We start from the raw sequence: 20,030 nt of genomic DNA, 5'->3' as shown, positions 1-20,030 counted from the left end.
CGATCGATCGTCTCGTCTAGGCTCGGTGACATGAGCACCGTGGACTACGCACTCGACGACGGCATAGCGCTGATCTGGCTGAATCGCCCCGAACGACTCAACGCGGTGGTCGCCGAACTGGTCGACGACCTGCTGGAGGCCCTCGACGCGGCCGCCCGCTCCGACGCGCGCGCCGTCGTGCTGGCCGGTCGCGGGCGAGCGTTCTGCGCCGGCCACGATCTCAAGGAGCCCACCCCCGAGGGTGATTCACGCCCGCGACTCGACCGGCTACAGGACGTGACACGCCGCCTTCGCGGGCTCCGTCAGCCCGTCATCGCCGCGGTCCACGGCTACGCGATCGGCGCGGGCGCCGAGTTCGCGATGGGCTGCGACCTGATCCTCGCCGCCGAAGACGCGGTGTTCGCCTTCCCCGAGGTCTCGCTGGGCCTGAGTGTCACGGGTGCCGCGTCGCGGCTGCTGCCGTTGCTGGTCGGGCCGCTGAAGGCCAAGGAACTCCTGCTGCTGGGCGAACGGGTGAGCGGCACCCGGGCGCACGAACTCGGCCTGGTCAACGCCGCCGTGGCGGCCGACGACCTGATGGACACCGCACTCGACTGGGCGGCCAGGATCGCCGCGCATCCGGCCGCCGCGGCCACGATGGCCAAACGCGCCCTCGATTCCGGCATCGACAGCTCCCTCGACGCCGCCCTCGAACTCGAAGTCAGCCACGCGCTGATCACCGAGCACTCCGCCGAGGTCGCGGCCTCGGCCGAAGCCTTCCGGAGCCGGACATGACCTCACTCGCCGGGATCGAGACCCTCGCGGGACTGACCACGAGGGCCGCCGCGCTCTGGCCGGACAAGACGGCGTGGATCTTCGACTCCACCGGGGAGCGTTTCACCTTCGCCGACGTCGACGCGCGCAGCACGGAGTTCGCCCGCGCGCTGCTCGACCTCGGCGTGGAACCGGGTGACCGGGTCGCGGTGATGCTGCGCAACCAGCCCGAATTCCCGTTGCTGTGGCTGGCCTTGGCCAAGATCGGCGGGGTGCTCGTCCCGGTCAACACCGGGTACCGCGAGTTCGACGGCGCCCATGTGCTGCGACACTCCGGCGCCAGGTTCGCCGTCGCCGCCGAGGAGTTCCTGGAGCTGCTGACCAAGATCGCGCCGGAGACCTCGCTGGAACGTGTGCTCACGCCCGCCGAACTCGCCGGTTCCGGCGACACCCCGGTCTTCTCCAGCGAAGGCGAACGTCCGGTCAACATCCAGTACACCTCGGGCACCACGGGCGCGCCCAAGGGCTGCGTACTGCCGAACCGGTACTGGACGACACTGGCGATCAGCCTGGCCACGGACTTCCCGTCGGTCGGCGCGGACGACGTCGTCCTGACCGCGCAACCGTTCCACTACATCGATCCACAGTGGAACGTCGCGCTGGGGCTCGCGGGCGGCGCGACCCTGGTCGTACTCGACCGCTTCCACCCGTCCACGTTCTGGGAGAAGGTCCGCGAACACGGTGTCACCTGGTTCTACTGCCTCGGCCTGATGCCCACCCTCCTGCTGCGCCAGCCGGAAAGCGAGCTGGACAAGGCGCACCAGGTCCGCGCGATCTGCGCGTCGGCCATCCCGCGCGACCTGCACGCCGCCCTCGAAGCACGCTGGGGCGCGCCGTGGTTCGAGGCCTTCGGGATGACCGAGACCGGCGGTGACATCCGGATGCACCCGGCGGATCACGAGGAGACGGTCGGCACCGGCTGTCTCGGCAGGCCGGCGCCCACCCGTGAGGTGATGATCGCCGACGCGGCCGGGAAACCGCTGCCACGCGGCGAAACCGGTGAGCTGCTGATCCGCGGGGTCGGGCTGATGCACGGCTACCACGACGACGCCGAAGCGACCGCGCGCGCGTTCTCCGGCGGCTGGTTCCACACCGGTGACCTGGCCACAATGGACGACGAAGGCCGCGTGTACTACGTGGGGCGCACCAAGGACATGATCCGCCGCAGCGGCGAGAACATCTCCGCCGACGAGGTCGAGCGGGCCCTGCAGCTGCATCCGGCGGTCAAGCTCGCCGCCGTCGTCGCGGTGCCGGACGACCTCCGCGGCGAGGAGGTCAAGGCGTACGTCGTCCTCGACGAGAACGAGGGCCACCGGTGCGAACCGGCCGAGCTGGCGGAGTTCTGCCTGACGAAACTGGCCTACTTCAAGGTTCCCCGGTTCTGGGCGTTGCGTGAGGAGCTGCCGATGACACCGTCGGAACGCGTCGCCAAGGGCGAGCTGAAGAAGATCGCGGACCCGCGAGCCGGGTCATGGGACAGGACCACCGGGTCATGGCTGTGAACACCCGGGAGAGAGTCCGGCAGGCGGCGGTGAAACTGTTCGCCACCAAGGGTTTCCACGGCACCGGCATCCGGGACCTCGCCCAGGAGGCGGAGCTGTCGTCCGCCAGCCTGTACCACTACATGGGGACCAAAGAGGACCTGCTGGTGGCCATCATGAACGAGTCGCTGCGGCGGCTGCTCGACGCGGCCGAGCAGGCCACCGCCGGGCTGGCCGATCCCGTGTCGCGGCTCGGTTCCCTGGTGGCGCTGCACGTCCTCGCGCACGCCATCCAGCCGGAGGACACCCGCGTGGTGGACAACGAGGTCCACGCGCTCACCCCCGCGGCCAGGGACGGGGTGGTGGCGCTGCGCGATGCCTACGAACGGCTGTGGGCGGACGCCATCGAGGACGGTGTCGCGGCGGGCGTCTTCCACACCGACCAGCCTTCGGTGACCCGGCTCGCGCTGGTGGAGATGTGCAGCGGGGTCGCGCGCTGGTACTCGCCGCGCGGGCCGCTCGGCCTCGACCAACTGGCCTCGCACTACGCGGAACTGGCGTTGCGGGCGCTCGGCTGCACCCGCCCGCTGGGGTCCGCTCACCTGCAAAACTGCCGTGAAGTGGTCTCAGGAGTGTGGCGAGTGCCCGTTTAGCGGCGACTTTAGGTCCGTACGCCTTGCTCAGACGGCTTGTCTGGGGGACGCTCGAAGGGTGACTGAGCAAACGATCCAACTCGAACTGGACGACTCGGGTCTCTCGCCGGCGTTGCCGGTGCCTTCGAACCCCCGTGATCAGGTGCAGGACGTTCCCTACCGCCCGGTGGGCTTCCGCGACGACGACCTGCCCACGGCGCTCGAACGGTGCGCGACATGGCTACGTCAGGCTCAGGAGTGGCTCGGGGAACCGGTCGACGTGCTGGCCGTCCATCTCGACTATGACGACCGCAAGGGTTCGCCGTATTACGACGTGAAACTTCTCTGCAATGAGGAGGACCTGGCCGGGGTCCCGATCGCGATGCGGAGCCAGAAGGACGACGACGAGGAGTAGAGGCCGATGTTATGAACGGGACTTTCATTGCAAAATTTGCAATGAAAGTCCCGTTCATAACACGGGTGATGATCAGCCCAAGGTGCCGCCGACCTTGACGTGCCCCTTCAGCAGGTTGCGGGCGATGGTCCGGCGCTGGATCTCGTCGGTGCCCTCGTAGATCCGCAGCAGCCGCAGTTCGCGATACCACCGCTCGACCGGCAGTTCCCGCGTGTAGCCCATTCCGCCGTGGATCTGCAGGACGCGGTCGACGATCTCGTTCGCCTTCACCCCGCCGTAGAGCTTCGCCATCGACTGCGCGTGCCGCGAGTCCAGCTTCTGGTCGACCTGCCAGGCGGCGTGCAGCACCAGCCAGCGCAGCGCCTCCAGCTCGGTGCCGGAGTCCGCGATCATCCACTGGATGGCCTGGCGCTCGGCGATCTTCTGCCCGAACGTCTCCCGGGTGTTGGCGTGCTCGATGGCCATCGAGATCAGCCGCTCGCACGAGCCGATCGCGCGGGCGGGCAGCAGGTAGCGGCCGGCGCCGATCCACTGCATGGCCAGGTCGAAACCGTGGCCGAGTTCGCCGAGGATCTGCGTCTCGGGCACGCGGACGTCCTCGAAGACCAGCGACGCCGGACCCCATTCACCCATGGTGTCGATGTACTCGGACTTCCAGCCCGCGTCGCGGTCGACCAGGAAGCAGGTGACGCCGCCGTTCGCGCCCTTCTCCGGGTCGGTGATCGCGAAGACCATCACGAAGTCGGCCTCGTTACCGCCGGTGATGAAGGTCTTCTCGCCGTTGATCACCCAATCGGTGCCGTCCTTGCGGGCCGACGTCCGGATGGCCTTGGCGTCCGAGCCCGCGCCGGGTTCGGTGATCGCGAAGCAGGACTTGCGTTCGCCCGAGATCGTCGGGAGCAGGTAGCGCTCCTTCTGCTCGTCGTTGGCGTAGTAGAGGATGTTGTCCGCGTTGCCGCCGAAGCGGAACGGCACGAAGGTGCGGCCGAGTTCGGCCTCCAGCAGCGCGGTCATCACCGCGGACAGGCCCATGCCGCCGTACTCCTCGGGCGTCTGCACGCCCCAGAACCCGGACTCCTTGGCCTTCAGCTGCAGCTCGCGCAGTTCGTCGGAGGTGAGGCCGGGCTCACCGGCGCGTTCGCGGCGGAGCACCTCCTGCTCACGCGGCATGAGCTCACGCTGGACGAACGTGCGGACCCAGTCGCGCACTTCGCGTTCCTCGACGCTGAGAGAGAAATCCATGGTCGGCCCGCTCCTCCTCGACATTACTAAGCGCTTGCTTAGGCCAAGGGTACCGCTTCGGTTGTCGAACACCGAGAACCTGTCATAAGTTTTCGCAACCTGTTCTCGTCTCGTCGAAGGGCACCCATGAGTACGAAGGAACCCGCGACGAAGCGGGACCGGACCCATTACCTCTACATCGCCGTCATCGTGGCGGTGGCGCTCGGCATCGCCGTCGGCATCCTGTTCCCCGCCCTCGGCAAGGAACTGAAGCCGCTCGGCACCGGTTTCGTGAACCTGATCAAGATGATGATCTCGCCGATCATCTTCTGCACGATCGTGCTCGGCGTCGGCTCGGTGGCGAAGGCAGCGAAGGTCGGCCGCGTCGGCGGGCTCGCGATCGGCTACTTCCTGGTGATGTCGACGGTCGCGCTGGTCATCGGCCTGGTCGTCGGCAACATCCTGCAGCCCGGCAGCGGCCTGCACCTCACCCCGGAGATCGCCCAGAAGGGCCAGGGCCAGATCGCCAAGAGCGAGGGCACCGTCGAGTTCCTGCTCGGCATCATCCCGAAGACCCTGGTCTCGGCGTTCACCGAGGGCGAGGTGCTGCAGACGCTGCTGGTCGCGCTGCTCGCCGGGTTCGCGCTGCAGAAACTGGGCACGAAGGGCGAGCCGATCCGCCGCGGGATCGAGCACATCCAGCGGCTCGTGTTCCGGATCCTGGCGATGATCATGTGGGCGGCCCCGGTCGGCGCGTTCGGCGCGATCGCCGCCGTCGTCGGCGAGACCGGCTGGAAGGCGCTGCAAAGCCTCGCGGTGATCATGCTCGGCTTCTACATCACCTGCGCGCTGTTCGTGTTCGTGGTGCTCGGGCTGATCATCGGCCTGCTGGCCAGGGTCAACATCTTCAAGCTGCTGAAGTACCTCGGCCGCGAGTTCCTGCTGATCCTCTCGACGTCGTCGTCGGAATCGGCGCTGCCGCGGCTGATCGCGAAGATGGAGCACGCCGGCGTCTCCAAACCGGTCGTCGGGATCACCGTGCCGACCGGGTACTCGTTCAACCTCGACGGCACCGCGATCTACCTGACGATGGCGTCCATCTTCATCGCCGACGCGCTCGACAAACCGCTGACGATCGGCGAGCAGATCTCCCTGCTGGTGTTCATGATCATCGCGTCGAAGGGCGCGGCCGGGGTCACCGGCGCCGGGCTCGCGACGCTGGCGGGCGGGCTGTCCTCGCACCGGCCGGAGCTGGTGGACGGCGTCGGGTTCATCGTCGGCATCGACCGGTTCATGTCCGAGGCCCGCGCGCTGACGAACTTCGCGGGCAACGCCGTCGCGACCGTGCTCATCGGCACCTGGACCAAGGAGATCGACCGCGAGCAGCTCGACCGGACCCTGAACGGCGAGTCACCGTTCGACGAAACGACACTGCTCGACGAACATTCGAGTGAAGCCGATGCGGAATCGGGTAAGAAGGAGGTGTGATCGAATGTGCGGTCCGCTGGTCCCCGCCCCTGCCCGCCGAACCCCGGTTCCTCGCCCTGCTCGACGAGCTTGAGCAAGGCCGGTACGACGCCTACCGCCAGGACATCGACAAACGCCGGTTCCTGACCGGCCGGGTGCTGGCCAAGACCGTCACCGCCGAGCGGCTCGGCCTGGCCGTCGAGGACGTGAGCTTCGACGCGACCTGCGACGACTGCGGGAAACCGCACGGCCGCCCCCGGGTGCCCGGCGCGCCGCTGATGCTGTCGATCTCGCATTCCGGCGACCTCATCGGCGTCGCGGCCACCGCGGGCACGCCGGTCGGTCTCGACGTCGAGACCGCCACGAGGCGGGCCGACGATTCGCTCATCGAGTACGCGCTGAGCCCGGTGGAGCAGGCGGCGGTGTCCGGTCTGCTCGCCGAGCAGCGGACCACGGCGTTCTTCACGTACTGGACCCGCAAGGAAGCCGTCATGAAGGCTACCGGGAAGGGACTGAAAATCCCGCTGCAGAGCATCACGTTCTCCGGCCACGACGAGGCGGCGCGGCTGGTCTCCTCGGGCGACGCGGCCCTCGACCCGGCGCGGACGCGTCTCGTGGACCTGAAGGCGGCCGAGGGCTACCGGGCCGCCGTCGCGCTGCTCACTTCCGACGAAATCTCGGTCACCGAAGACTTCGCGACCCTCTGACCCCGCGTGGTCAGATCTCCAGGCCCATCGCGGCGAGCAGGGTGCGGAACTTCGCCGACGTCTCGTCCAGCTCCGTCTGGGGGTCGGACGCGGGAACGATGCCACCGCCGGCGTACAGCCGCATCGAGGTGTCGGCGATCTCCGCGCACCGGATCCCGACGGCCCATTCGCCGTCTCCGGCCGCGTCGACCCATCCGACGGCCCCCGCGTAGTACGCGCGGTCGAACGGCTCGAGTTCGCCCACCAGCGTGCGCGCCGCGGCGGTCGGCGACCCGCAGACGGCGGGCGTCGGATGCAGGGCGGCGGCGAGGTCCAGCGCGGTGACGTCCTGGTCGATCAGCTCACCGGTGACGACCGTCGAGAGGTGCCAGATCGCCGGCGTCGAGACCAGCTCCGGGCCGCGGACGTCGAGCGTGCGGCAGAACGGCCGCAGGGTCTCGACGACGGATTCCACCACCACGGCGTGTTCGACGTGGTCCTTTTCGGACGTCCGCAGCGCCTCACCATTGGCCTTGTCGATCGCCGGGTCGGCCGACCGGGGCATCGACCCGGCATGCGGCCTGGACAGGACCGAGCCGCCGGTGCGGGACACCAGGAGTTCGGGGGTGGCGCCGACGAGCGTGCGCCCGCCGGGCAACTGCACGGCGTAGGTGGTGTGGCGGGGATTCCCGTTCGCCAGGTTCCGGACGACGTGGTCGACCGGCACGGACCCGGCGAAGTCGAGATCGAGCGCGCGGGCCAGCACGACTTTGCGCAGGTCCCGCTCACTCAGCGCCGAGACGGCCGCGCGGACGGCGGCCACATGCGCCTCCGGCTCGGGTACCGGGGTGACCTTCACCGGCTGCGGAAGCGCGGTGCGCCGCGGAACCGCCGCATGGTCGGACGAGGCGCGATGGACCGCACGGGGCAAGACCAGATGACCCGGCGTGCTCGTGCCCTCGCTGGTGTCGAAGGGCAGCACACCCACCGCGACCGGGACACCCGAACCGGCGAACAGCCCCGGTAGCGCCCGGGACAGCCGTGCCGGATCGGTGTCGGTCACGGTGGTCTCGGCACCGCTCGCGAGGAGCGCGTGCCGGGCCGTGGCCAGGAGGAAGTCGCCCCGCGTATAGCGGGCGGCCAGGTCTGCCGGGGTCGCCGGTGCGGTACTGGTCGTCATCCCACCAGCGTCCCAGGCTCCGGCTGAGACCAGGGGAAAGTGTTGCCCGGACAACAGCCACTCGGGCGACACTTTCCCCTGGACAGCCCGTGTGACCTGGGCGGAAGCGTTACTTCAGCGCCTCGAGGAGGGCCTCACGCTGCCGCTCGCCCAGGCCGGCGGCACGCCGGTCGGGGTCGATCCCGGCCTGCTCCAGCAGGGCGGCGACCTTGACCGCGCCCAGGCCGGGCACGGCCTTCAGCAGCTGCGTGACCTTCGTCTTGCCGATGGTCTTGTTCTCCTTGGCCTGCTTGAGCACCTTGTCGATGCTCTCCTTGCCGGACTTGATCGACGCAAGCAGCTCGGAGCGCGCCTTGCGAGCCTCAGCCGCCTTGGCGAGGGCATCGGCGCGCTGCTCCGGAGTCAACGTGGGCAGAGCCAACGTAGTAGTCCTTTCATCTCAGGTCTCCGCTTTCGCGGCCGACGGCCATTTACCCGTGCTTGCAGCCGCAAGCGCTGGCCAGCCGTCTCTGTACCACGGCCCCAGTAAACGCCACCTGTTCCGTGGCCGTGAAACCGACACGCACTTATTACCCCTCGACCACGCCATGGGCAACCCGCCCCAGCCTGCGGAAACACGCCTTTCGGGCGGCGTTGCGATGGTGTTCATCACCCTTATGAGCGATGTCAGGGCTTCGCACTGTTAGCCATTTTTCGTTTGGCGGTAAGAAAAAGACGAATTATTGACGATCTTGACCCGAACCGGCGAACACCCGTTAGCGCGACACTGTGACCGAACGGTTGCCTTCGACGTTACTGACCGGTTCACCCGACCCGCATTAGAGTCGGCCCAACCCCAGTTCACCGGAGAACGAGCACCACGGGAGTACGCGATGTTGAGCACGATGCAGGACGGACAGCTGTCGTTGGCCAGGCTGCTCCGCCACGGCACGACGGTGCACTCCGAGAGCGAGGTGATCACCTGGACCGGTTCAGACGCCCGGCGCGAGACCTACGGTGAGCTCGGCAAGCACGCCGCGCGGCTGGCGAACGCGCTCCGGAGCCTGGGCATCACCGGCGACCAGCGCGTCGGCACCTTCATGTGGAACAACGCCGAGCACATGGCCGCCTACCTGGCCATCCCCGCCATGGGCGCGGTGCTGCACACGCTGAACATCCGGCTGTTCCCGGAGCAGCTCGTCTTCGTCGCCAACCACGCCGAGGACCAGGTCGTCATCGTCGACGGCACACTGGTCCCGCTGCTGGCCAAGCAGCTGCCCGAGCTGAAGACCGTGCGTCACGTCATCGTGGCCAACGGCGACCCCTCCACCCTTCCGGCGCCCGAAGGCGTCCAGGTGCACTCCTACGGCGAGCTGCTGGCGGGGCAGCCGGACACCTTCGACTGGCCCGAGGTGGACGAGCGGTCGGCCGCCGCGATGTGTTACACCTCGGGCACCACGGGTGACCCGAAGGGCGTCGCGTACTCCCACCGGTCGATCTGGCTGCACTCGATGCAGGTCACCATGTCCGACAGCATGCGGCTGGCCCAGCACGACAAGGCCCTCGCGATCGTCCCGATGTTCCACGCGATGGCCTGGGGCATGCCGTACGCGGCGATGATGGTCGGCGCCTCGCTGCTGATGCCGGACAGGTTCCTCCAGCCCGCCCCCATCGCGCAGATGCTCGACGCGGAGAAGCCGACCTTCGCCGGTGCCGTCCCCACCATCTGGCAGGGCCTGCTCTCCCACCTCGACGCGAACCCCCAGGACATCTCGCACCTGCGGGAGGTCGTGGTCGGCGGTTCGGCCGCGCCGCCGTCGCTGATGCACGCGTTCGAAGACCGCTACAACGTGCCGATCCTGCACGCCTGGGGCATGACCGAGACGTCGCCGCTGGGCAGCGTCGCGCGTCCCCCGGCGGCCGCGACGGGTGAGAAGGCCTGGGAGTACCGCTACACACAGGGCCGGTTCCCGGCGTCCGTCAGCGCCAGGCTGATCGGCGACAACGGCGAGGAACTGCCGTGGGACAACGAAAGCGTCGGCGAACTGGAGGTACAGGGTCCGTGGATCGCGGCGTCGTACTACAGCGGGACCTCCGGTGACGAGCCCGACCCGGAGAAGTTCCACGACGGCTGGCTGCGCACCGGCGACGTCGGCAAGATCAGCCCGGACGGCTATCTCACGCTGACCGACCGCGCGAAGGACGTCATCAAGTCCGGCGGCGAATGGATCTCGTCGGTGGACCTGGAGAACCAGGTGATGGCGCATCCGGCGGTGGCCGAAGCGGCCGTCGTCGGCATCCCCGACGAGAAGTGGGACGAACGCCCGCTGGTGGCCGTCGTGGTGAAGGAAGGCCAGAGCGTCACCGCCGAGGAACTGCGCGAGTTCCTGGCGGACAAGGTCGCGAAGTGGCAGCTGCCGGAGAATTGGACCTTTGTGGACGAAGTCCCCAAGACCAGTGTCGGCAAGTTCGACAAGAAGCGGCTGCGGGCGTTCCACGCCGCGGGCAAGCTCGACATCAGCCAGCTCTAACGGGTTAATCTCCCGCGCGCCTGCCCTTCCGTGAAGCGCATCTTGAGGGACCCTGTCCCCCAAGATGCGCTTCACGGCTTTGGCGAAGGGTTTCATTGGTGCGTAAGACAAGCAGGCGCGCGTTCCTGGCGCTGGCGGGGACGACCGCGCTCTCCGCCTGCGGGTCCAACACCGTCCAATCGGGAAAACCACCGCCTTCCACGGCCTACTCCGCCGCCGCGACGCGGCCGAAACCGAAACCGGTGGACCTCTCGCAGTGGTACCACCCGTATCCCGAGCCCGGTGTCCAGGAAGCCGTCACGCGGTACGCGGCCGCGTATCAGAAGGCCAAGGTCGCGGTGCAGTGGAATGCCGACGACTACGAGACGAAACTCGGTGCCGCGCTTCAAGCGGGCCCGGTGCCGGACGTCTTCGAAGGACGGGTCACCCTCGACCGCGTCCGGCAGAACCTCCTCGTCCCGCTCGACGACGTCCTCGGGCCGGTGCGCGGCGATTTCGCCCCCTCGGTACTCGCGGCGCAGACCGTCGACGGCAAGACATACGGGATCCCGCAGGCACTCGACACCCAGGTTCTCTTCTACCGCAAGAGTTTCCTGCAGGAAGCCGGGGTGCAGCCGCCGCAGACGCTCGACGAACTCGTCGACGCGGCGCGGAAACTGTCCAAGGACGGCGTCAAAGGCCTGTTCGCCGGCAACGACGCGGGAGCGGCGGCACTCGCCGGCCCGTTGCTGTGGGCCGCGGGCCTCGATTACGTCAAGGACGGCAAATCCGTCGGTTTCGACGATCCGCGCGCCGCGACGGCGTTCGCGAAACTCCGTGACCTCAACGGTTCGCTGCTGCTGGGCGCCCCGGCCGACTGGGCGGATCCGATCCCGTTCATCGACGGACTCGTCGCGATGCAGTGGACCTGGCTGGGGAATCTGCCGAAGATCCAGGACACGATGAAGGACGATCTCGGCATCTTGCCCTTCCCCCGGCTCGACGCGGCGGGCGCGCCTTCGGTCCCGGTCGGCTGCTTGAGCGCGATGGTCAACGCGAAGAGCCTGAACCCCAACGCCGCCAAGGACTTCGTCCGATGGCTATGGCTGGAGCGGACCGATTTCCAGCAGGAGTTCGCCACGAAGTTCGGCCCTCATCTGCCCGCACGGCTGAGCGTGCTCGACAAGCTCACCCCGGCGAACGACGCCGCCCGGCTGGTCAAGGAGAACGGCCGCGCCGCCGGTCCACTGTGGACACCGGCGGCGAACACCGCGCTCGTCGACGCGCTGGGCCGCATCGCCCGCGACGGTGCGGACCCGGTGGCCGAGACGAAGGCCGCGGTCGAAGCCGTCAAAGCCGAACTGGGTCGCCTGTCCGCGTGAGCCGTCGCGAACGGACGTAGGCGACGACCAGCACGATCACCAGGATCACCGCGCCGCCATCGGTGACCAGCGACGGCAGTAGGCCCGGCCACCCGTGTTCGGCGAACGCCGCCCGGTGCACCTCGAACGGCACGATGACCACGCCGCACGCCTGGGCGGCGCTGACCGCGAGCACCGGCCAGAACAACCATCGCCACCGGAACCAGACCAGCAACCCGAGCGCGTTGCCGGCGATGAAGATGTTCCCCACCAGCCGTAACGCGGCGAGATAGGCGGGCGCGTCCTCGGTGGGCACGCCCTTGAGCCGCATACTCCGCTCGATCAGGTCCAGATCGATGACGACGAAGTTCTGCAGCGCCGTCCCGAGCACGAACACGACCGACAAGAGCACCGTGACCAGGCGGATCTTCGGAGTCCAGCGCATCACTTCCCCCGTTCTCTATCAGTGATAGAGATAAATCTATCACTGATAGAGTCGCCGCGTGGCACGCAAAGGCTCCCTGGAGAAGACCCGGATCACCGAGGCGGCCGTCGAACTGCTCGACGAAACCGGCCTCGCCGAGCTGAGCACCCGGAAGCTCGCCGCGAAACTCGGCGTCAGCTCACCGACGTTGTACTGGCACGTCAAGGACAAGGCGGAACTACTGGATCTCGTCGCCGAAGCCATCTGCGCCGACGCCTTCGAAATCGACGAAACGCTGCCGTGGCGCGAACAGCTGGCGAGCGGACTCCGCCAGTTCCGCGCCCTGCTCCTGAGTCACCGCGACGCGGCCGCCCTGCTGCGAGAGCGTCCGCCGACCGGCCCGCACCGGCTCGGTCACATCGAAACGACGGCACGGATCCTGCTGGAGGCGGGGTTCTCGGAGGCGGACACGGCGGGAATTTCGCGCCTGCTCACGGCACACGTCCTCGCTTCGGTGGAATCGCTCCCCGCCCGGAAGCCGGACGAAGGGTTCCTCGCACGACTCGCGGCTTATCCCCACGTGAACAGGCTCGGCCCGGCTTTCGCGAAGCAGAGCGGCGAGGATCTGTTCGAACTCGGCGTCGAGGTGATCCTCGACGGACTGGAGGCCCGGCTCCGGCGTCGAGGGTGAACGACGCGGACCACCTGGTTATGAACCCCAGGATGAATAAGACTCAGCCATGCATCACCCTTTGGCGGTAAATTCTCCATTTCATTGTTGATTACGAACATGCGTTCGATCTATTCGGTACTATGGAGGTGTGTCCGAGACGATCCTTCCCGAGTTGCCGCAGGAGTTGTGGCGCGCTGGCAAGCTGGAGCTTGCCCATGGCGTGCAACAGTTCCTGCAGGTGATCAGAGTCGCTACCGCCGGGCTGGGGCGGTATCTGGCGGAGATCGAGTCTCGTGGCGCGAAAGACTTGTACGGGTACGGATCGACGGCCACATGGTTCGCTGATGTGGCCGGGCTTTCCTTCGGTGAAGCGCGTCCGGTGGTGAATCGGGCGATCGCGCTGAATCCCACGCGTGGTTTGGATGGGACCGAGCTTCCGCCCTTGGCGCCCGCGACTGCGGCTGCGGCTGCGGAGGGGGCGGTCGGGGACGAACGGATCCAGCAGATTCTGGACTTCCTGGCCAGCCTGCCGCTCGATACGTCAGCAGAGGACCGGGAGAGCGCGGAGAGGACCCTGGCTGAGCTGGCGCGGCACGCGGGTCCACGGCAGCTGACGGAAGCCGAGCAGAACATCCTCGGCTGGCTCGACCCCGATGGTGCTGAGCCGAAAGAGCCCGAGCCCAAGCAACCCCGTCGGGAACTCACTCTGGAGCGCCGCAAAGACGGGTTCTGGAAACTGAAGGGCCTCCTCGACGACGAAGCAGGTGCCCGCACCGCCGCCGCCCTCGAGGCCCACGCCGCGCCACGGCCGGTCGACGAATTCGGCCAAGCCGATCTGCGCACCAGACCCGAACGCCTCGGCGACGCGTGGGTGGACCTGGTCGACCTCGCGATCGCCTGCCCCGACCAACCCGGCACCTCCGGCTACCGGACGCTGGTGCACGTCACCATCGGCCTGGACGAGCTGAAGACCGGTCTTGGGACCGCCTGTGTGGACTACGTCGGGACGATGACCGCCCGGGACGCCCGGATGGCGGCCTGCGACTGCCTGATGCTGCCGGTCGTGTTGAACGCCGCCGGAGAACCGCTGGACGTGGGACGGCTGAGACGGTTCGTCACCCCAGGCCAGCGACGGGCGTTGAACATCCGGGACGGGGGCTGCGCGTTCCCGGGTTGTCATCGGCGGCCGAAGAACTGCCACGCCCACCACATTGAGCACTGGGCAGACGGCGGACCTACTGACCTGCGGAACCTGACCCTGCTGTGCGGCTTCCACCACCGGCTGATCCATCACGGGGATTGGGAAGTCCGCATGGCCGCCGATGGGCTCCCGGAGTTCATCCCACCGCAGTATCTGGACCCGCTCCGAAGAACCCGGCGCAACACCCTCCACCGCGCCGCCGCCTGACCCTGCCCCACCCCGAGGAGCCCGCGCCAGCCACACCGGCGACGGGCCCCTCGCCATGCCCAAGGCTCACTCGGCTCGCCACCCAGCCCAACGACAACCCCTGAACACCGGCGAGTGGGACGTCCGCATGGCAGCCGACGGCCTCCCGGAGTTCATCCCGCCCCAGTATCTGGACCCGCTCCGAAGAACCCGGCGCAACACCCTCCACCGCGCCGCCGCCTGACCCTGCCCCACCCCGAGGAGCCCGCGCCAGCCACACCGGCGACGGGCCCCTCGGCATGCCCAAGGCTCACTCGGCTCGTCAAGGCAGGAAGACCGCATCGTGCGAACGCACTGGCTTCCTCGACGAGCGCGCCACCGTCGCCGCCAACCAATCGGCGATCGGCTCCGCGCCAACGCCGCCCGCCTCGCGACCTGGCCGACATCCACGACCACACCCGCATCACTCTCAAGGCCGCCACCTGAGCCCGACCCCAGGGAACGCGGACGTGATCGCGGCGGCATCGTCCGTCCGCAATGGACGGTCGACGGCGTCAAGCGGCGGCCATCTCTCACGCCACCTTGATGACGACCTTGCCCGAGGTGTGACCGTTCTCGACGACGGCAAGGGCGGCCAGGGCGTCGGAGAGCGGGTAAACCGCGGTGATCACCGGTGCGAGGCCGTCGAGGGCCAGCCGGGCGGACCGCTCCAGGTTCTCCCGGTCGAGCCGACGCTCGACGAAACGCCCACCGAGATCGTGCACAGACATATCACCCACGGCGACGACGTCGCGGGGATCCCGCGCCAGCGGAACCACCGTCCGCAGCGAGGCGCCTCCGACCAGATCGACGATCCCGTCGAAGCCGTCCGGGACCAACTCGCGTGCCGCGGCGACGACGTCTTCGGCGGTGTAGTCGATGAACCGCACCCCGATGGCCTCGGCGTGCTCGCGTTTGGCGGTACTCCCGGTGCCGATCACCCGCAGCTCGCGTCCGGTGGCCAGCCGGGCGACGGCGAGGCCGACCCCGCCCCCGACCCCGTTGACCAGGACCGTGGCACCGGCCGGAAGGCCGAGCTGGTCGAGCACGTCCACCGCGGTCGTCCCGGCCACCGGCAGCGTTGCCGCCACGGTCGCGGACAGACCCGCGGGCACGCGCGCGGTGTTCGGCGCGGACAGCACCGTCGTCTCGGCGTAGGTGCCGCCACCGGTGAGGGCGAAGCCGAAGACGGCGTCACCCACTTCGAGTCCGTCGACGTCCTCGCCCAAGGCGAGCACGATTCCGGCTGCCTCCATGCCCAGCACGCGGGGGAACGGACGCCCGCCGTCGAGCCCGGGGACCAGACCCGAGCGCACCGCGTGGTCGAGGGGATTCACGCCGGCCACGGTGACCCGGATCAGCACCTCGCCGCGACCGGGGACGGGATCGGGACGTTCGAAGAACTCCTGCACCTCGGGCCCGCCATACCTGCCGAAACCCCACGCCTGTCCCATTTTCCGCCGCCTCCCGGATGACCGGCCCGGTACTTCCGGGCGCTGTCGCCATCCTCACCGCTGACATCGACGTGAGAGGCAAGCGGCTGAGGTGCGGGTCACAGCATCAGGCCGACCGGGTCGCCGGTTCCGGGGCGGCGGACAGCTTCGCCCGGTGGCGGCTGTTGGCCGCGATCAACACGTCGAGCGCGGCCCGGGTCTCGATCAGGTGCGCGATGTCGGCGTCGATCCGGTCGCGCTCACGCGTCATCGCCGTGAACGTTTCCTCGGCGACGCCCAGGTCACCGGGGATGTCCACACACGGCAGCACGGTCGCGATCACCCGGCTGGACATACCCGCGTCGAACAGCTGCCGGATGAGCGACACGCGCTGGACCGCGGCATCGGAATAGTGCCGCTGCCCGGCCTCGGAGCGTGAGCTGGTCAGCAGGCCCTGCTCTTCGTAGTACCGCAGGGAGCGCGAACTCACGCCCGTACGCTTGGACAGCTCGCCGATCCGCATTCCTCAGAGCCTACGGTCAGTCCCCCGAATAGCCCCAGATCGCCAGCTCGACGGCGACATCGTCCTCGTAGAGCAGCGCGCAGTGCGCGCTCCAGCGCGGGCGTTCGTACGGCAGTCGTCCCGCCTTGTCGAGTTCGTCGAAGAGGGCGACGGAGGGCTCCTCGGTACCGAAGGCGGCGAGGAGCTCGGCGTCGGTCAAGGGCCGGATCGTGCCGAAGTCGTCTTCGCCCGTCGCGCTGATGAACTCGTGGACGTCGAGCACCGAATGAGTCCCGGACTCCTGGACGCTCTCGGTTTCGTACAGCTCTTCGAGCGAATCCGGGCGGCCGAGTTCGTCCTCTTCCCAGAGGTAGTCACCCTCCGCGAAAGCCCGTGCCTTCATCGCCTCCAGAGCCGCTTCCGGGTCACCGTCGAACCGGCCGCGGACCGACCAAACCGAAGCACCCACCGGGCCACCTCCTCGCTCGCCAAGCGGCCAGCGTAGCGAGCCGGATGGGGGATCTTTGGTATTCGGCCGAACGTGACAAATTTTCGCATTACCCTTTTCTGCCGTTCACCCCACGGCTAACCTCGTCCGGCATCGTCCTTCCGCGACACTCACCCGCGACGACTAGGGGCACCGCCATGTCCGAAGGCTCCACGGTCTCCAGGCGCACCTTCACCGCGGCGGGCGCCGCCGGCGTCGGCCTGCTGCTGTGCACACCGACCGCCAACGCGCTCGACCGGGCGCTGGCCCTCACCACCGGCCGCGCGGTGCGCACCGCGGGCACCACACTGGAATCCGCCGCGGCACCGGTGAAAGCCGGTCCGGGCTACACCCGGCTGACCGCGGGCCCCGGCTGGCCGCTCGTGGTCCGCGGCGATCTCGCCGCGCCGAAGTCCGGCCGCGACGACCGCCGCCGCGCGCTGGCCTCGTTCGCGCAGTTCACCGACCTGCACTTCACCGACGCGGAAAGCCCGGCGCGGTTCGAGTACCTGCACCCGTTCATCGGTTCGGCGCACCGGCCCCAGGAGACGCTCGGGCCGGTCGCGACGACGGCGCTCGTCGAACGGGTGAACAGCCTGAAGACCGGGCCGTTCACCGGCCGCGCGATCGACTTCATGGTGACCACCGGCGACAACACCGACAACCACGAGCTGATCGAGCTGGAGTGGTTCCTCAAGGTGCTCAACGGCGGCACGGTGACCCCGGCCTCGGGCGACCCGGACACGCACGAAGGCGTGCAGACCTCCGGATCCTCGCACTACTGGAACCCCGGAAAGACGCTGGACGACGAGTACACGAAGAAGGGTTTCCCGCAGCTGCCCGGCCTGCTCGGCGCGGCGTCGAGCACCTTCACCTCGCCCGGTCTCGACGTCCCGTGGTTCTGCACCTTCGGCAACCACGACGACAGCATCGTCGGCTCGCTCCCGGATCTGCCCGGGATGGACGCCTGGTACACCGGCCGGTTCAAGGTGATCGGCAAGGACGAGACGACGTCGCGAAAACTCGCCAACGCCATCAACTCCGGCTCCGGTGTGCCGATCACGGAGCTGTTCGGCGGATCGGGGACGATCCGCGAGATCACCCCGGACGCGCGGCGGCGGCCGTTCAGCACCGCGGAGTTCGTGCAGCACCACCTCGACGCGGCCAACACCGGCCCCGGTCCGGTGGGTCACGGGTTCAGCGACAACAACGCCGACGGCCGGAACGTCTACTACACCTTCCGGATCGCGCCGGGTGTCGTCGGCATCAGCCTGGACACCACGACGATGGCCGGGCTGGCCGACGGCTCGATCGGCCTCGGGCAGTTCACCTGGGTGGAGAACACGCTCAAGCGCAGCAGCTCGACGTACTACGACTTCTTCGGGCGCAAGGTCACGCAGAACGTGACGGACGAGCTCTTCATCCTGTTCAGCCACCACACCAGCGGAACGATGGGCAACGTGCTGCCGGACGCGCGGCATCCGCTGGAGCCGCGGCTCAACGGCGACACGTTCGTCTCGCTGCTCAACCGGTTCCCGAACGTGCTGGCGTGGGTGAACGGCCACACGCACCACAACAAGATCACGCCGCACCCCGGCAAGACGGCGAAGCAGGGCTTCTGGGAGATCAACACGGCCTCGCATATCGACTTCCCGCAACACGCGCGGATCATCGAGGTCGCCGACAACGCCGACGGCACGTTGTCCCTGTTCACGACGCTGATCGAGGCCGAAGCGCCGTATGAGGCGTCGTACTCGGACACTTCGCCGCAAGCGCTTGCGTCGCTGTACCGGGAGTTCTCGTACAACGACATCCACGCTTCACTGGGCGCCGTCGGCACCGCCCAGGACCAGAACACGGAACTCCTGCTGCCCCACCCGCTCGCCTGATCCCGCGTTTCGTCCTCTGGACGCGGTCCTTGCGCACGCAACCACCGCATCCAGAGGACGAAACGCATACGTCTTGCGGGCGAGTATTTACATAGCGTGCGTGAGCGACGAAAATCCCTTCCCTACTGGGTGGACACGAGGGATGGAGTCGTGATGCGCGTACGAGGGCTGCTGACATTGCTGACGATCGCGACACTGACCGCGGTGACGGCACAGTCGGCGGAGGCGGGCCCCGGCCACTCGGACGACGAAGCGATCGACTACCACGAATGGGCCGGTCACCACGGTTTCCGCGACGGCAGGCTGGAAGGGCTCGGCCTCGACCACGGCGCGCTGCGCATCGACCGCCCGATCGGCACCATCGAGCACACCGAACCCACGCTCGGCACCACGAAGACCTACGAATACGGCCAATGGACGTCGAACAGTCACACGCAGGGTTTCGACGCCTCGCAACTGGTCGCCTCGTGGAACGCGAGGACACCGGCCAAGACCTGGCTCAAGATCGAGGCGAAGGGCCGCACCGCGACCGGCGCCGAAACCACCTGGTACGTCATGGGCCGCTGGGCCAGTGGTGACGGCGACATCAAGCGCACCAGCGTCGACGGCCAGAGCGACGCCAACGCGGCCGTCGACGTGGACACGTTGGTCATGAAGGCGGGCGTCGCGCTCCGGTCGTATCAGCTGCGGATCAGCCTGTACCGCGAGGCCGGGTCCCGTGCCACGCCGTCGGTGACCTCGGTCGGCGCGATGACGTCGCTGGTCCCGGACCGGTTCGAGGTCAAGGCGACGAAACCGGGCCGCGCCACCGGTATCGAACTCAAGGTGCCGGCCTACGCCCAGAACCTCCACAAAGGACAGTTCCCCGAATACGGCGGCGGCGGGGAGAACTGGTGCAGCCCGACGTCCACCGAAATGGTGGCCGAGTACTGGGGCAAACGGCCCAAGCGCGAGGACATGACGTGGATCCCGGAGGGTTACGTCGATCCGACCGTCGCGTACGCCGCCCGCCACACCTTCGACTACGCCTACGACGGAACCGGCAACTGGCCGTTCAACACCGCGTACGCCGCGTCACTCGGACTGCGTGGGCACATCACCCGTTTGCACTCCTTGAACGAACTCGAAAACTACATCGCCCGCGGCATTCCGGTGATCACGTCGCAGTCGTTCAAGGCGGAGGAACTCGACGGCGCGGGGTACGGCACCGCCGGTCACATCATGGTCGTCGTCGGCTTCACGAAGGACGGTGACGTGATCGCGAACGACCCGGCCGCGAGCAGCAACGACCGGGTCCGAAATGTCTACAAGCGACACCAGTTCGAAACGATCTGGCAGCGTACCAAGCGGTACAACACGAATGGCGGCGTCTCCGGCGGCCCCGGCGGGGTCGCTTACATCATCACGCCTGGGCACTGAAACGATTCCCCACCCGAGCGGATGTCGCGATC

Annotated in this window: 19 protein-coding genes; 12 read left to right on the top strand and 7 right to left on the bottom strand. The window is 68.2% G+C overall.

The features are described from left to right. Positions 1 to 30 precede the first annotated feature (30 nt). From SD37_RS04620 to SD37_RS04605, 4 genes are read left to right on the top strand one after another with little or no spacing between them, the layout of a single operon-like run. Positions 31 to 774 carry an enoyl-CoA hydratase/isomerase family protein gene (locus SD37_RS04620; RefSeq protein WP_044853972.1) on the top strand — a complete coding sequence of 248 codons (744 nt, stop codon included), beginning with the start codon at positions 31 to 33 and terminating at the stop codon, positions 772 to 774. Continuing rightward, positions 771 to 2,315 (top strand): AMP-binding protein, encoded by a 1,545-nt coding sequence (locus tag SD37_RS04615; protein WP_044853971.1) that lies wholly within the window; start codon positions 771 to 773, stop codon positions 2,313 to 2,315. Before SD37_RS04620 ends, SD37_RS04615 begins: the two co-directional genes overlap by 4 nt. Then, complete coding sequence (locus SD37_RS04610) at positions 2,306 to 2,947, top strand: TetR/AcrR family transcriptional regulator (RefSeq protein WP_044854078.1); 642 nt, start codon at positions 2,306 to 2,308, stop codon at positions 2,945 to 2,947. The genes SD37_RS04615 and SD37_RS04610 overlap by 10 nt, the downstream gene beginning before the upstream one ends. Before the next feature lie 58 nt (positions 2,948 to 3,005). Then, positions 3,006 to 3,341: a hypothetical protein gene (locus tag SD37_RS04605; protein WP_044853970.1), complete on the top strand. Its 336-nt coding sequence runs from the start codon at positions 3,006 to 3,008 to the stop codon at positions 3,339 to 3,341. Positions 3,342 to 3,413: 72 nt separating this feature from the next. Here SD37_RS04605 and SD37_RS04600 read toward each other — a convergent pair whose 3' ends face one another. Next, on the bottom strand, positions 3,414 to 4,583 hold the full coding sequence (locus tag SD37_RS04600; RefSeq protein WP_037317744.1) for an acyl-CoA dehydrogenase family protein: 1,170 nt from the start codon (positions 4,581 to 4,583) through the stop codon (positions 3,414 to 3,416). A gap of 126 nt (positions 4,584 to 4,709) precedes the next feature. On the opposite strand from SD37_RS04600, the gene SD37_RS04595 reads away from it, so the two are divergent. Then, positions 4,710 to 6,050, top strand: a complete 1,341-nt coding sequence (locus tag SD37_RS04595; RefSeq protein ID WP_044853969.1) for a cation:dicarboxylate symporter family transporter — start codon at positions 4,710 to 4,712, stop codon at positions 6,048 to 6,050. Beyond that, complete coding sequence (locus SD37_RS04590) at positions 6,047 to 6,736, top strand: 4'-phosphopantetheinyl transferase family protein (RefSeq protein WP_044853968.1); 690 nt, start codon at positions 6,047 to 6,049, stop codon at positions 6,734 to 6,736. The genes SD37_RS04595 and SD37_RS04590 overlap by 4 nt, the downstream gene beginning before the upstream one ends. A 10-nt stretch (positions 6,737 to 6,746) precedes the next feature. Here SD37_RS04590 and SD37_RS04585 read toward each other — a convergent pair whose 3' ends face one another. Together SD37_RS04585 and mihF are read right to left on the bottom strand one after the other, a co-directional pair. After that, positions 6,747 to 7,895 (bottom strand): isochorismate synthase, encoded by a 1,149-nt coding sequence (locus tag SD37_RS04585; protein WP_044853967.1) that lies wholly within the window; start codon positions 7,893 to 7,895, stop codon positions 6,747 to 6,749. A 109-nt stretch (positions 7,896 to 8,004) separates the two neighbouring features. Beyond that, a complete protein-coding gene (gene mihF / locus SD37_RS04580; RefSeq protein WP_005155963.1) occupies positions 8,005 to 8,316 on the bottom strand; it encodes an integration host factor, actinobacterial type in 312 nt (103 codons plus the stop codon). 451 nt (positions 8,317 to 8,767) lie between these two features. Between mihF and SD37_RS04575 the strand changes: the two genes are divergently transcribed. Together SD37_RS04575 and SD37_RS04570 are read left to right on the top strand one after the other, a co-directional pair. Next, entirely contained in the window at positions 8,768 to 10,405 is a 1,638-nt protein-coding gene (locus SD37_RS04575) for a long-chain fatty acid--CoA ligase (protein WP_044853966.1), read from the top strand. A gap of 98 nt (positions 10,406 to 10,503) precedes the next feature. Then, entirely contained in the window at positions 10,504 to 11,766 is a 1,263-nt protein-coding gene (locus tag SD37_RS04570) for a sugar ABC transporter substrate-binding protein (RefSeq protein WP_044853965.1), read from the top strand. Here the strand turns inward: SD37_RS04570 and SD37_RS04565 are convergent. Next, on the bottom strand, positions 11,735 to 12,190 hold the full coding sequence (locus SD37_RS04565) for a hypothetical protein (RefSeq protein WP_044853964.1): 456 nt from the start codon (positions 12,188 to 12,190) through the stop codon (positions 11,735 to 11,737). The two genes, SD37_RS04570 and SD37_RS04565, sit on opposite strands and share 32 nt — an antisense overlap. 58 nt (positions 12,191 to 12,248) lie before the next feature. Between SD37_RS04565 and SD37_RS04560 the strand changes: the two genes are divergently transcribed. Continuing rightward, positions 12,249 to 12,860 carry a TetR/AcrR family transcriptional regulator C-terminal domain-containing protein gene (locus SD37_RS04560; protein ID WP_044853963.1) on the top strand — a complete coding sequence of 204 codons (612 nt, stop codon included), beginning with the start codon at positions 12,249 to 12,251 and terminating at the stop codon, positions 12,858 to 12,860. A 130-nt stretch (positions 12,861 to 12,990) separates the two neighbouring features. Further along, complete coding sequence (locus tag SD37_RS04555) at positions 12,991 to 14,250, top strand: HNH endonuclease signature motif containing protein (RefSeq protein WP_044853962.1); 1,260 nt, start codon at positions 12,991 to 12,993, stop codon at positions 14,248 to 14,250. A 551-nt stretch (positions 14,251 to 14,801) separates the two neighbouring features. On the opposite strand, the gene SD37_RS04550 is transcribed toward SD37_RS04555, so the two are convergent. From SD37_RS04550 to SD37_RS04540, 3 genes are all read right to left on the bottom strand, one after another. Next, positions 14,802 to 15,722 (bottom strand): NADP-dependent oxidoreductase, encoded by a 921-nt coding sequence (locus tag SD37_RS04550; protein ID WP_145926528.1) that lies wholly within the window; start codon positions 15,720 to 15,722, stop codon positions 14,802 to 14,804. Between the two features lie 106 nt (positions 15,723 to 15,828). Next, positions 15,829 to 16,224: a MerR family transcriptional regulator gene (locus tag SD37_RS04545; protein ID WP_044853961.1), complete on the bottom strand. Its 396-nt coding sequence runs from the start codon at positions 16,222 to 16,224 to the stop codon at positions 15,829 to 15,831. Positions 16,225 to 16,240: 16 nt separating this feature from the next. Beyond that, a complete protein-coding gene (locus SD37_RS04540) occupies positions 16,241 to 16,672 on the bottom strand; it encodes a hypothetical protein (protein WP_044853960.1) in 432 nt (143 codons plus the stop codon). Between the two features lie 176 nt (positions 16,673 to 16,848). On the opposite strand from SD37_RS04540, the gene SD37_RS04535 reads away from it, so the two are divergent. Both SD37_RS04535 and SD37_RS04530 read left to right on the top strand, forming a co-directional pair. Continuing rightward, on the top strand, positions 16,849 to 18,579 hold the full coding sequence (locus SD37_RS04535) for a TIGR03767 family metallophosphoesterase (protein WP_044853959.1): 1,731 nt from the start codon (positions 16,849 to 16,851) through the stop codon (positions 18,577 to 18,579). A 153-nt stretch (positions 18,580 to 18,732) separates the two neighbouring features. Beyond that, the gene (locus tag SD37_RS04530) at positions 18,733 to 19,998 is read left to right on the top strand and encodes a peptidase C39 family protein (protein ID WP_044853958.1); all 1,266 of its coding nucleotides are present in this window, start codon (positions 18,733 to 18,735) and stop codon (positions 19,996 to 19,998) included. The last annotated feature ends 32 nt before the right edge of the window (positions 19,999 to 20,030 follow it).

The organism is Amycolatopsis orientalis (assembly GCF_000943515.2).
Lineage (GTDB): Bacteria > Actinomycetota > Actinomycetes > Mycobacteriales > Pseudonocardiaceae > Amycolatopsis > Amycolatopsis orientalis.
Note: the sequence above shows the minus strand (reverse complement) of the source record. Positions and strands in the feature narration are given on the sequence as shown.